The sequence below is a fragment of the Phytopseudomonas straminea genome (assembly GCF_900112645.1).
GTDB classification, from domain to species: domain Bacteria; phylum Pseudomonadota; class Gammaproteobacteria; order Pseudomonadales; family Pseudomonadaceae; genus Aquipseudomonas; species Aquipseudomonas straminea.
The window spans coordinates 42,828-57,407 of the sequence record NZ_FOMO01000002.1 but is presented as its reverse complement, the minus strand read 5'-3'; the positions used below and the strand labels follow the sequence as shown (position 1 = coordinate 57,407).

Sequence of the window (14,580 nt, the reverse complement as noted above, 5' to 3'; positions counted from 1 at the left end):
TGCGGGAATAGCTCAGTTGGTAGAGCACGACCTTGCCAAGGTCGGGGTCGCGAGTTCGAGTCTCGTTTCCCGCTCCAAATAAACGAAAACGCCGCTCAATCGAGCGGCGTTTTCGTATCTGCGTTTCGGCGCTAAGAAAAAGCCCTCCAGCATCACTACTGCTGGCGGGCTTTTTCGTCAGTGTCGGCTTGTCGGTGCCGGCATGGCCAGCAGCTGCTTTTCCTGGTTCCAGTCGAACGGCTCGTCGTTCTCTTCGGCGTAGAAACGACGTTCGTCGAGCTGCTGGTACAACTCGATCTCTTCGTCCGGCATGAAGTGAAGGCAATCGCCGCCGAAGAACCACAGCAGGTCGCGCGGCACCAAGTGGGCGATCTGCGGGTAGCGCTGGAAGATCTGGCTGATCAGTTCCTGGCCCAGGTACTGGCTGCGCTCCATGTCCACGGGCAGCTCGGCGAGCAACTCGTCGTAGCGCTCGAGAAAGTTGGCATGGCTGGCATCGAGGATCTGCTCGGCTTCACCCAGGGCGACCAGGATGGTGCGCAGGTGGTTGAGCAGGACGATGTGGTGGTCGAGGTGGGGATTGGCCATGTCCGGGTGATCCTGAAAGTAAAACGGGCGCCGGAGTATAAGGTCCATGGCGCCCGCTGTCGTCTCTGCCTTGCGATTACCTCACCTTGCCTTCGCTGGGCAGCAGCTCCTCCTTGCTGAAGTCGTCGACGTCGATCACCACGCGGCGGGCCTGCTCGGCGCGCTGCAGTTGCTGGCCTTCCTCGGCGCTGAGCACGCCGGCGGCGACCGCCGTTTCTATCTCATTCTGCCCAGGCGTTTCACGCACTTGCCCGGCCTTGACGGCCTTATGTAGTTTCTTCTGCAGTGGCGCAGCTTCCTGCAGTAGATTGAAGGCGTGTTGCAGAGCGCCAACCGGGTCCTCGGTCGAGGTGGGGCGGAAGCAACCTTCGAGCACGGCCTCGAGCGCTGGGTCACCGGCATTTTGACCAATGATCGCGGCGACTTGCGCATCGAGGTGATCGTCCGGACCCTGGTGACGGCGGCCGAACGGGAACACCAGCACGCGCAGGGCGCTGCCGAGCAGGCGGTTTGGGAAGTTGCTAAGCAGCTCGTCGATGGCGTTTTCGGCCTTGCCCAGGCTTTCTTCCAATGCCCAGTGCAGCAGCGGGCGCACGTGCTCCGGGTAATCCTGGTCGTGATAGCGCTTGAGCGCCGCCGAGGCCAGATACAGATGGCTGAGTACGTCGCCCAGGCGGGCCGACAGACGCTCACGGCGCTTCAGCTCACCACCCAGCAGCATCATGCTCAGGTCCGCCAGCATGGCGAACGCGGCGCTCAGGCGGTTGAGAGCGCGGAAGTAGGGGCGGCTGATGCGGTCCCCCGGCACCTTGCCGAGCAGGCCCAGGCTGAGGCTCAGGATCAACGTGCTGGCGGCATTGCTGACGGCGAAGCCGATGTGCTGCATCAGCAAATCGTCGAACTCCAGCAGCGCCTGGTCGCGGTCCTCGCGGCCGGCCAGGGCCATTTCCTTGAGTACGTAGGGATGGCAGCGGATGGCGCCCTGACCGAAGATCATCAGGTTGCGCGAGAGGATGTTGGCGCCCTCGACGGTGATGAATATCGGCGCACCTTGCCAGGAACGGCCCAGGTAGTTGCTCGGGCCCATGATGATGCCTTTGCCGCCGTGCACGTCCATGGCGTGGGTGATGCATTCACGGCCGCGTTCGGTCAGGTGGTATTTGAGGATCGCCGAAAGCACCGATGGTTTCTCGCCCAGATCCACCGCGTTGGCGGTTAGGATGCGCGCGCTGTCCATCAGCCAGGCATTGCCGCCGATACGCGCAAGGGCTTCCTGGATACCTTCGAAGGCCGAGAGCGGTACGTTGAACTGCTCGCGCACCTGGCTGTACTGGCCGGTGACCAGGCTGGTGAACTTGGCGGCGCCGGTGCCTACAGCCGGAAGGGAAATCGAACGGCCGACCGACAGGCAGTTCATCAGCATCATCCAGCCCTTGCCGAGGTAGTCCGGCCCACCGATCAGGTAGTCGAGGGGGATGAATACATCCTTGCCGGAGTTCGGGCCGTTCATGAAGGCGGCGCCCAGCGGCACGTGGCGACGACCGATGTTCACGCCGGGAGTGTCGGTCGGAATCAGCGCCAGGCTGATGCCGAGCTCTTCCTTGTCGCCGAGCAGATGATCCGGGTCATAGGCCTTGAAGGCCACGCCCAGCAGGGTCGCTACCGGGCCGAGAGTGATGTAGCGCTTTTCCCAGTTCAGGCGCAGGCCGACGACTTCCTCGCCGTTCCACTGGCCTTTGCAGATCACCCCGCTGTCGGGCATGGCGCCGGCATCGGAGCCGGCCAGCGGGCCGGTCAGGGCAAAGCAGGGAATGTCTTCACCGCGAGCCAGGCGCGGCAGGTAATGATTGCGCTGTTCTTCGGTGCCGTAATGCAGCAGCAGCTCGGCCGGGCCCAGGGAGTTGGGCACCATCACGGTGGAGGCCAGGTCGCCGCTGCGGGTGGCCAGCTTCATCGCCACCTGGGAGTGGGCGTAGGCCGAGAATCCCTTGCCGCCGTATTCCTTGGGAATGATCAGGGCGAAGAAACCGTGCTGTTTAATGTGATCCCAGGCTTCGGGCGGCAGATCCATGCGTTGGCCGATCTGCCATTCGCTGACCATGGCGCACAGCTCTTCGGTCGGGCCGTCGATAAAGGCCTGTTCTTCCTCGGTCAGCCGGGCTTTCGGGTAAGCCAGCAGCTTGTCCCAGTCGGGGCGGCCACTGAACAGCTCGCCGTCCCACCAGACGGTGCCGGCTTCGATGGCATCCTTTTCGGTATTGGACATCGGCGGCAGCACCTTCTGGAACCAGGCGAACAGCGGCTTGGTGAAGTGCTTGCGGCGCAGCTCCGGAAGCGCCAGTGGCAGGGCGACGGCCAGCCACAGCAGCCAGAAGATCACCATCAGCCAGCTGGGAGCATGGCTGTAGGCGCCCATGACGAGCAGGTAGGCGGCAACGATGGCCAAGGCGGGCAGGGGAGCCGTGCGGCGGTGGGCCAGATAGGCCGTACCGAGAACCAGGACGAGCAACCAGACAGCGAGCATGCAGAATCCTCCGTGATGGCGACAGCAGAACGGCAAGCGCCGCCATAATCGTAGTCGGCTTGGGTGGAAGCTGCCGACAGGGGGTGTAACAGGGCGCTTGCTGAGCAGATGCGGCCGGTCACGTTCCGATAGTGACCCCGCGCCAGGCAGGCGAGTTCGGATAACAAATTGTCTGCGCGGATGACCTGTTGGTCAGGTGCCCAATGGTGCTGACTGCCTGCGGTATGAACCCGGTCGATAGCCAACATTATTGTGGCCGGCTTCCTTCCTGGCGACACAGTGGTAGGGTTGTCAGCCTCCTGGCAGGCAGGACTCTGATAAGGACGATGGGTGATGCTGAAAATTTGGGGTCGCAAGAATTCCAGTAATGTACGCAAGGCGCTGTGGTGCGCTGAAGAAGCAGGTGTCGCTTACCAGCGCGTCGAGGCCGGTGGCGCCTTCGGGGTGGTCGACCAACCCGAGTACCTGGCACGCAATCCCAATGGGCGCGTGCCGATGATCGAAGACGGCGACCTGGTGTTATGGGAATCCAACGCCATCGTGCGCTACCTGGCCGCGGCCTATGCGCCGGGCAGCCTTTACCCTGAAGAGCCTGCCAGCCGTGCGTGCGGCGACAAGTGGATGGACTGGACGACCTCCAGCTTCGCCGGCGAGTTTCGCGATCTGTTCTGGGGCGTTTTGCGTACTCCGGTCGAGCAGCGCAATGAAGTGGTGATCGAAGCGGCTCGGCAACGCTGTATCGACTTGTTGGCGCTGCCCGAAAAAGCGTTGGGCGAGCAGCCCTACCTGTCCGGCGAGCGCTTCGCCATGGGCGACATCCCGCTGGGCAGCTTCATCTATGCTTGGTTCGAAATGCCCATCGAGCGGCCAGCGCAGCCCAACCTGCAGGCCTGGTACGCCCGCTTGTGTGAGCGGCCGGCCTATCGGCGCGCGGTGATGACCGACCTGACCTGAGGGCACCTCTAAAAACTACCTGCGTTGTCATCGCAGCGTTGAAAACAGGCTAAAAATGCTCATTTACAAGCTGTAAACTCCGCTTTTTCGCCTGTTTTCGCCTTGCGATGACTGCCTCGCCTACGTTTTTAGAGGCGCCCTGAGTGGGCAATTGCGTTGCAATGTTTGCATGGCATCCCCCCTCTAAACCCTGTCTTTTTAATGGGTGCATATCCTTTATGAGTACTGCTCTGTCGATCCGACAGCTGACCAAGACCTACGGCAACGGCTTCACCGCCTTGCATGGTCTCGACCTTGACGTCGCCGAGGGCGACTTCTTCGCCTTGCTGGGGCCAAACGGCGCCGGCAAGTCCACCACCATCGGAATTCTTTCCACCCTGGTGAACAAGTCCAGCGGTACGGTCAACGTATTCGGCCACGATCTGGACGCCCAGCCCGCCGCGCTCAAGCGCTGCATCGGCGTGGTACCCCAGGAATTCAACTTCAACCAGTTCGAAAAGGTCTTCGACATCGTCGTGACCCAGGCCGGCTATTACGGCATTCCGGCGCGCCTGGCCAAGGAGCGCGCCGAGCGATACCTCACCCAGCTGGGGCTGTGGGAAAAGCGCGGCGTGGCGTCACGAGAGCTCTCCGGTGGCATGAAGCGCCGGTTGATGATCGCCCGCGCGCTGGTGCATGAACCGCGCCTGCTGATCCTCGACGAGCCGACCGCGGGCGTCGACATCGAGCTGCGCCGTTCGATGTGGAGTTTTCTCACCGACCTCAATAAGCAAGGCATTACCATCATTCTCACCACCCATTACCTGGAAGAGGCCGAGCAGCTGTGCCGCAACATCGGCATCATCGACCACGGGCGGATCGTCGAGAACACCAGCATGAAGGCGCTGCTGGGCAAGCTGCACGTCGAGACCTTCCTGCTCGATCTCAAGCACGATCTGGCTGCCGTGCCGGCCCTTGCCGGTTATCCGGTCAAGCTGGTCGACCATCACACCCTCGAAGTGCAGGTCGACAAGAGCCAGGGCGTCACCGACCTGTTCCGTCAGTTGGCGGCGCACGACATCGAGGTGCTGAGCCTGCGTAACAAGAGCAACCGCCTGGAGGAGCTGTTCGTGTCCCTGGTCGAGAAGAACCTGTCGAAGGTGGCCGTATGATGCACGAGCAGTCCGAGTTCAGCGCCAATCTGGTGGCCTTGCGCACCATCGTCTATCGCGAAGTGCGCCGCTTCATGCGCATCTGGCCGCAGACCCTGTTGCCGCCGGCGATCACCATGGTTCTGTACTTCGTGATCTTCGGCAATCTGATCGGCCGGCAGATCGGCGACATGGGTGGCTTCACCTACATGGAATACATCGTACCGGGGCTGATCATGATGTCGGTGATCACCAACAGCTACGGCAACGTGGTGTCGAGCTTCTTCGGCAGCAAGTTTCAGCGCTCGGTCGAAGAATTGATGGTCTCGCCGGTCTCGCCGCATACCATCCTGATCGGTTACGTCACCGGTGGCGTGCTGCGCGGCCTGGCGGTGGGCGTCATCGTCACCATCCTGTCGCTGTTCTTCACCCACTTGCAGGTGCATCACCTTGGGCTGACAGTACTGGTGGTGTTGCTGACGGCGACGATCTTCTCCCTCGGTGGTTTCGTCAACGCGGTGTTCGCGCGCAACTTCGACGATATCTCGATCATCCCGACCTTCGTGCTGACGCCGCTGACCTACCTGGGTGGGGTGTTCTATTCGATCAGCCTGCTGCCGCCGTTCTGGCAGACGGTATCGATGGCCAACCCGGTGCTGCACATGGTCAACGCCTTCCGTTACGGCATCCTCGGCGTGTCGGACATCAGCATCGGCACCGCCATCGGCTTCATGCTGGTCGCCACGGCGGTGCTCTATGTGCTGTGCGTTCGCCTGCTGGTCAGCGGCCGTGGGATGCGTCAGTGAGCAGATCGAGCTGAGAGCACACTGCAACAGCGTGCTCTGGTCGCGCTACAGCCAGCCGTAATGGCGGAAGCTGGCGTACAGCCCTACGCAGCCAGCGCCGATCACGCCGAGTACGGCGAAGTAGCCGTACTGCCAGTTCAGCTCCGGCATGTTGTGAAAGTTCATGCCGTAGATGCCGGCTACCGCGGTGGGAAAGGCCAGTATCGCCGCCCAGGCGGCGAACTTGCGCTGCACCACGCTCTGCCGGGATGACTCGAGCAGAAGGCCGACTTCGATGGCATGGTCGGCCATCTCCCGCAGATTGGTCAGGTCCTCGAGCAGCCGATTGACGTGAATCGCCACGTCGCGAAAGTACGGTCGCATGTTTTTGTCGATAAAGGGGAAGTCCAGGTGCTGCAGCTCCTGGCAGATCTCCGCGAGGGGCCCGATATTGCGGCGCAGGCGCAGAAGATCTCGGCGCAACTGCTGGATACGTACCACCTCGCCGTGGGTCATGGCGCATTCGAGCACGGTTTGCTCGAGTTGCTCCAACTCGGTGTAATAGGTGTCCATCAGCGGCCGGTAGTTCTCGATGATGAAACTGATCAAGGCGTAGAGTACGAAGTCTTCGCCGTGCTCAAGCAGCAGCGGCCGCGCCTCGCAGCGCTGACGTACCTTGGTGTAGGACGCGGAGTCGCCGTAGCGGGCGCTGATTACGTAACCCTTGCCGGCGAATAGCTGGGTTTCCACAAAAGTCAGTTCATTAGCGATATGTACGGGCGAGTAGAGCACCAGAAACAGCGCATCGCCGAAGATTTCGAGCTTGGGACGTGTGTGCCGCTGCAGCGCATCTTCTAGAGCCAGCTCATGCAGATTGAACTGTTGTTGCAGGTTGCCGAGTTCCTGGTTGCCGGGGTCGTGCAGGCCGATCCACACGAAGTGTTCGGGCTTGGCGGCCCATTCCCGACCTTCGTCGAGGTGAATGTCGCTGACTTTGCGACCCTTGCTGTAAACCGCTGCTGCGACCACATCGCCCATGGTGTACCCCGTGCCAGATTAGTGGTCGCAGCTTACCTGCTTATCTCGATGTGCTCAGTAGCCGCTGAGCGGCTCTTTCACGGCTGGCGTTACAGCGAATGCTGCTTGTCCAGCTCGATTGCTTTGTCGAGAGTTTCCAGCAGCGCGGCACGTACCTTGAGCTTGGTCTTGCGGTGAGCGTTCATGTTGATCTTCTTGAACTGCGCCGCCGCGGCCTGGGCGGTAGCCATTAATTGCTCGGCCGGTACCACCTTGTCGAGGAAGCCGGCATCGACGGCGCTTTGCGGGTCAAACATCTCGCCGTTGATCACCGAGCGATGGAAGGCGGACTTGCGCAGACGATCGCGCGCCAGTTCGATGCCGACGTGGTGCATGGTCATGCCGATCTGCACTTCGTTGAGGCCGATAGTGAAGGCTCCTTCAACGCCGATGCGGTAATCGCTGGAAAGCAGCAGGAAGGCGCCTTTGGCCACTGCGTGGCCGGGGCAGGCGGCGATGATGGGATAAGGATGGGCGAGCATGCGCCTGGCCAGCGTCGAGCCGGCAGCGACCAGATCGATTGCGTTTTGCGGGCCGGAGGTTATCACCTTGAGGTCGTAGCCGCCGGAGAGAATACCCGGCTGGCCGGTGAGGATAACGATGGCCTTGTCCTGGGTCGCGCGGTCCAGGGCCGCGTTGAAGGCCTCTATCAGCGCCGGCGAGATCGCGTTGACCTTGCCGTTGTTGAGCGTCAGCGTGGCGATGCCGTCATCGAGTTGGTAGCTGATCAGGTCGCTCATGGTCGACTCCTTGTTGTGAAAGTGCGGCTGACGTTACCCATCCGCCGTGATCCGGTAAAGCACGAAGGGTGACCATAGAGTCAGGTTGGCTGGGCGATGTAGGTGCAGGGCGGGGTGGTCATGCCGGTGATGGAGTGGACTGATTACCACTGTCGGCTTTCCTCGGGCCTCGCCTGCCAGCGCTATGCGCGCTTGCTCGCACCATAGCGATGGCGCGTACGTCGCCCCGACATCTCTCAATGGCTTAAGCGCATGAATCTTTTGAAAAAAGTTTTGCGTTTGGAAGAACCTTCGATTACATTAGCGCGCCTCGACAGACAGCGCGTTTGGCGAGATCCGGTGAAGTGTCCGAGCGGTTGAAGGAGCACGCCTGGAAAGTGTGTATACGGGAAACCGTATCAAGGGTTCGAATCCCTTCTTCACCGCCACTTTCGATTCAACGCAAACCCCCGTCATTCCTAGCGAAGCGGGGGTTTTGTGTTTCTGGTGTTCAGGTTTTGGAACGGTCTTGGGCTAAAACGGCAGTTTTGCAGCCAACAATCCACCGTTAGCTGCTTGCAGGCACATCGGCTTACAAACCGCCTTATCGCCATTTGCGAACTATCCGCAACCGATGGAGTCAGCTTAGATCGCGCCGATGAAAGATATAGAGGCGGTCAAGCTGGAGTTCCGATGTTGCAATCCCTGTTTCTACGCCCGGCGCGGCGCTTGTACAGCAAGCTGAGCGCTCGTCAACGTCGTGGCGCAGTGGCCGCCTGCGTGGCGGCTTCCTTCGCGACTGCCCTGGGGGCGTTCGTGATGCAGCCGCCCGAGATCGAAGATCTTTCCGAAGAGCGCAGCCATGAGTTGCCCAGTCTCCTTGCCAAGTGGCAGGAGGGCGATGTGATCGTTCTGCTGCGTCATCTGGAGCGCTGCGACAAGGAAGACTATCCCTGCCTGGAGGGAACGGAGGGCATCACCTCCCGATCACTCCCTGTTGGTGGTTGGCTGGCAGATGGTTTCGGGCAACTGGGTCTGACCAGAACCGACGTCTACAACAGCCCGCTTACCCGCACGGCCCAGACCGAGTCGCTGGTGTTCAACGACGTGGGTATGGACGAAGACTGGCTGTATCGGTGCAAAGAACGGATGCTCGATGATGCGCTCGAGCATAAGGTGCCGGGCAAGAATATGGTTCTGGTCACCCACAGCAGTTGTATCTCAGCGTTTGAGAAGTCTCTGGGTTATGACAGCGACACGCCGGAATACGGAACTGCGCTGTTTTTCAGTAAAGCTGCTGATTCCGACTCGCTGCAGGTGATCGGTTTTCTCGACGCCGACGACTGGAAGAGTGCGCTGAGCGACCAGGCTCAGCGCCAGCGAGGCTGAGCCCTCAGAGCAGTGAGGCCGTCGCTTGCATGGCAGGCGACGGCATCGTCGTATTTTGCTGTTGCGGTTAGTGGGCAATCGATCACGACTACGTGGCTGAGCCGATTGTTCGAGCCCCTCTGCTCGTGTATCGTCCGCGGCCTTTGATGGGCGGCCTGCGCCCCTCAGGTTTCACCGTTTCAGCTCCCTCGCCTTACAAAATCAAAAACCAGAGCCGCCCCGGCTTTCGAGGTTTTTGGGTGTTGGCGTCCGTGTTTACGTGCGGCGTCTTTCCTGAAACATTCCCCCACTCGGCCAAGCATCGCTTGTCGTCGAGCGGCATGGTGTGCGCAGCCTGTAACGGTTACAGCATTCTTTTTTCCGATGCGCTCAAGGGGCGGCATCGCTTCGAGGTTTTTATGTCGCAATTGCTTGGCATGGCGCTGGGGCCCTTGCTCGGTTTGTTCATCATCAGTATCGGCAACGGCTTCATTTCGTCGCTGACCACACTGCGCTTGGATGCGGCAGGCGTGTCGGCGACGGTGATCGGTATCGTGTCGGCTTCCTATTTCATCGGCCTGACCCTGGGAGCGCTGTTCAATGACCGGCTGATCCTGCGCATCGGCCATATCCGCGCCTACAGCAGTTTCGCCTCGCTGACGGCGGTGAGCGTACTGCTGCAGGGGCTGTTCTTTGACCCCTGGGCCTGGTTCGTCTTCCGGCTGATCGCCGGCTGGTCGATTCTTGGTGTGTTTCTCGTCGTCGAAAGCTGGATGCTTCTGGCGGGTGACCAGAAGGTGCGTGGTCGCCTGCTGGCGTTGTACATGATGGCGCTCTACGGCTCCGGCATGCTCGGCCAGTTGCAGCTCGGCGCCATCGATGCCTGGGGCGACACCGCGCCGTTCATAGTGGCCGGGCTGCTGGCGTCGTTGTCGGTGCTGCCCATGGGCATCATTCCGCGGGTTACGCCCTTGGTGGAGAAGGTCGAGCCGCTGCTGCCGCAGCAGTTGATCCGTATGACGCCGACCGGGGTGATTGGCTGCTTCGGGTCCGGTATCGCCATCGCTGCGGTCTATTCGCTGCTGCCGCTGTACCTGCAGCGCGTCGGCATGAGCGTCAGCGAGGTCGGGCAGATGATGGCCAGCGTGATTCTCGGCGCCATGCTGCTGCAGTACCCGGTGGGGCGTTGGTCCGATCAGCATGATCGGCAGAGTGTGCTGATCGTACTGAGCCTGTTCTGCCTGCTGATTTCCCTAGCGATCATGATTCTGCCGTCTTCGCCGCTGCTGCTCATGGTGCTGCTGTTCCTGCTCGGTGGTGGCGTGTTCGCCGTTTACCCGGTGGCAGTCAGCCACGCCGCTGACCGGGCGCCTGCTGGCGCGCTGGTGCGTATGGTGCAGGGGCTGCTGCTGATCAACTCTCTGGGCTCGGCGATCAGCCCGCTGATGATCTCGCCGCTGATGGAGCATGACGGCGACGCCGGCTTGTTCCTGGCCTTCAGCCTGCTCAACGGTTGCCTGGTGCTGTTGTTCTTCTGGCGCCGCAAGCTGCGCCCCGCGCCTCAGCCTGTGGCACCATTCGAGCCGGCGACGCCCGCCTCGATGGTGGGGGCAGAGCTGCGGGTGACCGAGGATCTGGTTCAGGGCGCGCTGGAGCACGAGCGCCAGGAAGATCTTTCCGATGTGGTGCCCGGCGTCGAAGTGGCCGAGCCGCTGGTCGATGCCAGCATGAACACGCGGCAGTGTGAGGGCGGGCTGCAGGCCTGAAGGGAAGGGCGTTATGAGGTGGGATATTTTCTGCCGTGTCGTCGACAACTACGGCGATATCGGCGTGACCTGGCGCCTGGCCCGGCAGCTGGTGGCCGAGCAGGGCGCTGCGGTGCGCCTGTGGGTCGATGATCTGGCGGCGCTGGCGCGTATCTGCCCGCAGGCCGATGCGGATTCCGATTGTCAGCTATTGAGCAGCGTCGAGGTGTGCCATTGGGCGCAGGCCTGGCAGGCGGTGGAGCCGGCGGATGTGGTGATCGAAGCCTTCGCCTGCGAGCTGCCCGCCGAGTATGTGGCGGCGATGGCGGCGCGCAAGGCGCCCGCACTCTGGTTGAACCTGGAGTACCTGAGCGCCGAGAGCTGGGTCGAAGGTTGCCACGGCCTGCCGTCGATGCAGGGTAATGGGCTGCAGAAGTTCTTCTTCTTTCCAGGCTTCAGCGCCGGCACGGGTGGGCTGCTGCGCGAAAGCGGGCTGCTCGCCGCTCGCGACCGGCTGCAGAGTGACGCCAGAGCCCGCACTGATTTTCTTGCGTCATTGGGTATCAGCCCGCTCACCGATGCGCGCCTGGTTTCCCTGTTCGCCTATGAGAATAGTGCCCTGGCCGGTTGGCTGGATGCCCTGGCTGGCGCTGACACAACGACCCATATGCTGGTTCCGGAAGGACGCATCCTCGGCGATTTGCAGCGCTGGGCCGGTTCGCCGCTCATGCTTGGCGAGGTCATGCAGCGCGGCGCCTTGAGCGTGCAGCTGCTGCCCTTCATGCAGCAGGATCAGTATGACGCGCTGCTCTGGTGCTGCGACCTCAACCTGGTGCGCGGCGAGGATTCTTTCGTGCGTGCGCAATGGGCGGGCCGACCGCTGGTCTGGCATATCTACCCACAGCAGGAAGAGGCGCACTGGGAAAAGCTCGAGGCCTTCATGGCACTGTATTGCCGGGGGCTTTCGAGCGAGGCCGAGGCCGCCCTGCGCCTCGTATGGCGGGCGTGGAATGCGGGCGAAGGCATGGCGCCGGCCTGGGCCGCCTGGCTGGAGCGCGCCGATGAGTTGGCCGCCCATGCCCAAGTCTGGGCCAGGCGCCAGGCGGTATATGCAGATCTTGCCGCGGCGCTGGTGCAGTTTTATCGAAATTGGCTATGATACGCGGCCTCGAATTTTGTAAATCCATTCAGATCCGGATATTCGTATGAAAACCGCACAAGAAATGAAGCCTAACAGCGTGGCCCTGATCGACGGCCAGCCATGGCTGATCCAGAAGGCCGAGTTCACCAAGTCCGGTCGTAACAGCGCTATCGTCAAGATGAAGCTGAAGAACCTGATCAACGGCTCCAAGACCGAAACCGTCTACAAAGCCGATGACAAGATGGAGCCGGTGATCCTTGAACGCAAGGAAGTGAACCTGTCCTACATCAGCGGCGACGACTACGTGTTCATGGATCCGGAGTACAACTCCTACGAGCTGCGCGCCGAAGACCTGGAAAGCGTTCTGCCGTTCATCGAAGAAGGCATGAACGACGTCTGCGAAGCCGTGTTCTTCGAAGGCAAGGTTATCTCCGTCGACCTGCCGACCACCATCGTGCGTCAGCTGGCCTACACCGAAGGCTCCGCCCGTGGCGACACCTCCGGCAAGGTGATGAAGCCTGCCAAGTTGAACAACGGTACCGAAGTGAAGGTTGCCGACTTCTGCGAAATCGGCGACTGGATCGAAATCGATACCCGCACCGGCGAGTACAAGTCCCGCGCCAAAGCGCCGGCCTGATTCAGCGCTGCGCTGTACAGAAAACCCGGCCTGGCGCCGGGTTTTTTATGCGCTGCGATCAGCGCTTTGTAGGGGAGCGGATCAAGCGATTACTCGTCACGGCCATCCATCATGGTGCGTTTGAGCATCACATAGATGGCCCCCGTGCCCCCGTGCTTGGCCACACAGGAGGCAAAGCCCAGTACCTGCGGATGCTGGCGCAGCCAGGTGTTCACGTGGCTTTTGATCATCGGCTTGCGGCCATCGGTGCGTACTGCCTTGCCGTGGGTCACCCGCACGCAGCGGATTTCAAGCTTGGTGGCTTCGGCGAGAAAATCCCAGAGTGTGTCGCGGGCCTTTTCCACGCTCATGCCGTGCAGGTCGAGGCTGCCGTCGAAGGGAATCTGGCCCAGCTTGAGCTTGCGCATCTGGCCGTCCTGCACGCCGTTTTCGGCCCAGAACAGCGCGTCTTCGGCGCCGACGTCGATGACGAACTGATCGGACAGGCCGTCGACCTTGATGGTGTCGGTACGCTGGGTGGCAGCCTGGCGCAAGGTGGCCAGTCGCGCGCGGTCGCTCTTCGGTTTGCCGGTGTCTGCACGGTCGTGCTTGATCGGCTTCACGCCTTGCAGCTGGGCTTTGAACAGGGAAAGGTCGTCGTCTTGCATGGGGCCTCCGCAGGGGCGCCCAGTTTACCAAGCGGCGCGGGGTGGGTCAGTCGCGTTTCTTCATCAGGTGCGGAGACATGGCCATGTCAGCCCTGCGCTGGCGCATGCGGCGTCGGGCTTTGCGCCAGCCCAGTACGCCACCCCAGAGAAGTACCACTCCGAGCACCAGCAGTACGCTGGCGTCAGTGGTCGAGTCATTGAGGTTGCCCAGAGCCGGCGGGCGACCCAGCAGGGTCGACGCGCCCGCCATCAGCAGCAGAATGCCCAATACCGCAAACAGCGCCGTCAGCGCAGCGGCAAAACGCAGTCGCCAGCTGAACGAGCGTCGCGGGCGGAGGCTGACACTGAAACCGTCTGTTTGCTTCATGCGCTGATTCCTTGAGGGATCTTCTCGCTATGACTGGCAGTGTAGTAGCGGGTTCCAACCGATAAAGCACCTGAATGCTCAGAGTAAAGCGTTGGCGTCCGGCACCCAGGCGGCAAAGTTGTCGGCCAGGGCGATCATCTCCACACGGTGCATCTCGGCGGCGCTGATCACCTTGCCATCTGGCGTGGGCAAGTCGCGGGTAGCACAGGCGGCGTCGACCACGGTGCAGCGGTAACCGTAATCCTTGGTGGCGCGGATGGTGGTGCTGATGCTCGAGTGAGTCATGAAACCGCAGACGATCAGGTCCAGGTGGCCGAGGGACTGCAGCTTCTCGTGCAGTTCGGTGCCGGAAAAGGCGTTCGGCATGCGCTTTTCGACGACGATCTCGCCTGGCAGCGGCGCCACTTCCGGCAGGTGATCACCCCGCGGGCCGCGCGGGTCGAGCAGACCACCGGGTATGCCCAGGTGCTTGATGTGCACGATGGCGCCGCCCTGAGCACGTACGGCGTCGAGCAGCTTGGCGATCTCGACCAGCGCGGCATCGAGGCCGGGCAGTTGCACCACGCCGCTGCGATATTCCTCCTGAGCATCGATGACCAGCAGGGTCGCATTGCTCAAGTTGGCGGGGGCGTGGCCACGGCCGGTGAGCTGATAGAACGTTTGCGGGTGGGACGACATGTACGACTCCTTGCTGGCGCGGTTAACGGTGCATATTGTCCGCCTCTATGACGCCGCTGTGAACCTCTCTGTTGGCTGTATTGCTGCCTGGCAGCGCAGCGCTGGCAGCAGAATCGTTTCAGCAAGCCGGCACTTTTGAACGCCCAGCGTGCTGCCAATCCTTTGCAGGGCGCTGGAATGCTGGGGCTGGCCTGCTAGACTAACGGCTTTTGCCCGGAGC

At 61.7% G+C, this 14,580-nt stretch carries 14 protein-coding genes and 2 tRNA genes; 9 read left to right on the top strand and 7 right to left on the bottom strand.

The genetic code is table 11. The features are described 5' to 3' along the window. Position 1: 1 nt before the first annotated feature. Positions 2 to 77, top strand: a tRNA-Gly gene (locus BM279_RS04415). 100 nt (positions 78 to 177) lie between these two features. On the opposite strand, the gene BM279_RS04410 is transcribed toward BM279_RS04415, so the two are convergent. Both BM279_RS04410 and BM279_RS04405 read right to left on the bottom strand, forming a co-directional pair. Next, positions 178 to 588 carry a PA2817 family protein gene (locus BM279_RS04410; RefSeq protein WP_093501351.1) on the bottom strand — a complete coding sequence of 137 codons (411 nt, stop codon included), beginning with the start codon at positions 586 to 588 and terminating at the stop codon, positions 178 to 180. A gap of 76 nt (positions 589 to 664) precedes the next feature. Continuing rightward, the gene (locus BM279_RS04405; RefSeq protein WP_093501349.1) at positions 665 to 3,112 is read right to left on the bottom strand and encodes an acyl-CoA dehydrogenase; all 2,448 of its coding nucleotides are present in this window, start codon (positions 3,110 to 3,112) and stop codon (positions 665 to 667) included. Positions 3,113 to 3,445: 333 nt separating this feature from the next. On the opposite strand from BM279_RS04405, the gene BM279_RS04400 reads away from it, so the two are divergent. The 3 genes from BM279_RS04400 (at position 3,446) to BM279_RS04390 (ending at position 6,002) form a co-directional block, all read left to right on the top strand. Further along, complete coding sequence (locus BM279_RS04400; protein WP_093501347.1) at positions 3,446 to 4,066, top strand: glutathione S-transferase family protein; 621 nt, start codon at positions 3,446 to 3,448, stop codon at positions 4,064 to 4,066. Between the two features lie 218 nt (positions 4,067 to 4,284). Next, entirely contained in the window at positions 4,285 to 5,217 is a 933-nt protein-coding gene (locus tag BM279_RS04395) for an ABC transporter ATP-binding protein (RefSeq protein ID WP_093501345.1), read from the top strand. Next, positions 5,217 to 6,002 (top strand): ABC transporter permease, encoded by a 786-nt coding sequence (locus tag BM279_RS04390; protein ID WP_093502494.1) that lies wholly within the window; start codon positions 5,217 to 5,219, stop codon positions 6,000 to 6,002. Before BM279_RS04395 ends, BM279_RS04390 begins: the two co-directional genes overlap by 1 nt. Before the next feature lie 45 nt (positions 6,003 to 6,047). On the opposite strand, the gene BM279_RS04385 is transcribed toward BM279_RS04390, so the two are convergent. Together BM279_RS04385 and BM279_RS04380 are read right to left on the bottom strand one after the other, a co-directional pair. Then, positions 6,048 to 7,019 carry a magnesium and cobalt transport protein CorA gene (locus BM279_RS04385; protein WP_093501343.1) on the bottom strand — a complete coding sequence of 324 codons (972 nt, stop codon included), beginning with the start codon at positions 7,017 to 7,019 and terminating at the stop codon, positions 6,048 to 6,050. Between the two features lie 89 nt (positions 7,020 to 7,108). Continuing rightward, entirely contained in the window at positions 7,109 to 7,798 is a 690-nt protein-coding gene (locus tag BM279_RS04380) for a crotonase/enoyl-CoA hydratase family protein (protein ID WP_093501341.1), read from the bottom strand. 338 nt (positions 7,799 to 8,136) lie between these two features. On the opposite strand from BM279_RS04380, the gene BM279_RS04375 reads away from it, so the two are divergent. From BM279_RS04375 to efp, 5 genes are all read left to right on the top strand, one after another. Then, positions 8,137 to 8,226, top strand: a tRNA-Ser gene (locus BM279_RS04375). A gap of 244 nt (positions 8,227 to 8,470) precedes the next feature. Beyond that, positions 8,471 to 9,166 (top strand): lipopolysaccharide core heptose(II)-phosphate phosphatase PmrG, encoded by a 696-nt coding sequence (pmrG, locus tag BM279_RS04370; protein WP_093501339.1) that lies wholly within the window; start codon positions 8,471 to 8,473, stop codon positions 9,164 to 9,166. A gap of 398 nt (positions 9,167 to 9,564) precedes the next feature. Next, a complete protein-coding gene (locus BM279_RS04365; RefSeq protein WP_093501337.1) occupies positions 9,565 to 10,911 on the top strand; it encodes an MFS transporter in 1,347 nt (448 codons plus the stop codon). Between the two features lie 13 nt (positions 10,912 to 10,924). After that, a complete protein-coding gene (earP, locus tag BM279_RS04360; protein WP_093501335.1) occupies positions 10,925 to 12,049 on the top strand; it encodes an elongation factor P maturation arginine rhamnosyltransferase EarP in 1,125 nt (374 codons plus the stop codon). Between the two features lie 46 nt (positions 12,050 to 12,095). Beyond that, the gene (efp, locus tag BM279_RS04355; RefSeq protein ID WP_013791768.1) at positions 12,096 to 12,668 is read left to right on the top strand and encodes an elongation factor P; all 573 of its coding nucleotides are present in this window, start codon (positions 12,096 to 12,098) and stop codon (positions 12,666 to 12,668) included. Between the two features lie 89 nt (positions 12,669 to 12,757). On the opposite strand, the gene BM279_RS04350 is transcribed toward efp, so the two are convergent. From BM279_RS04350 to BM279_RS04340, 3 genes are all read right to left on the bottom strand, one after another. Continuing rightward, positions 12,758 to 13,315: a Smr/MutS family protein gene (locus BM279_RS04350; protein ID WP_093501333.1), complete on the bottom strand. Its 558-nt coding sequence runs from the start codon at positions 13,313 to 13,315 to the stop codon at positions 12,758 to 12,760. Between the two features lie 46 nt (positions 13,316 to 13,361). After that, the gene (locus tag BM279_RS04345) at positions 13,362 to 13,682 is read right to left on the bottom strand and encodes a hypothetical protein (protein ID WP_093501331.1); all 321 of its coding nucleotides are present in this window, start codon (positions 13,680 to 13,682) and stop codon (positions 13,362 to 13,364) included. Between the two features lie 78 nt (positions 13,683 to 13,760). Then, positions 13,761 to 14,360 carry a cysteine hydrolase family protein gene (locus BM279_RS04340; protein ID WP_073265086.1) on the bottom strand — a complete coding sequence of 200 codons (600 nt, stop codon included), beginning with the start codon at positions 14,358 to 14,360 and terminating at the stop codon, positions 13,761 to 13,763. Positions 14,361 to 14,580: the final 220 nt, after the last annotated feature.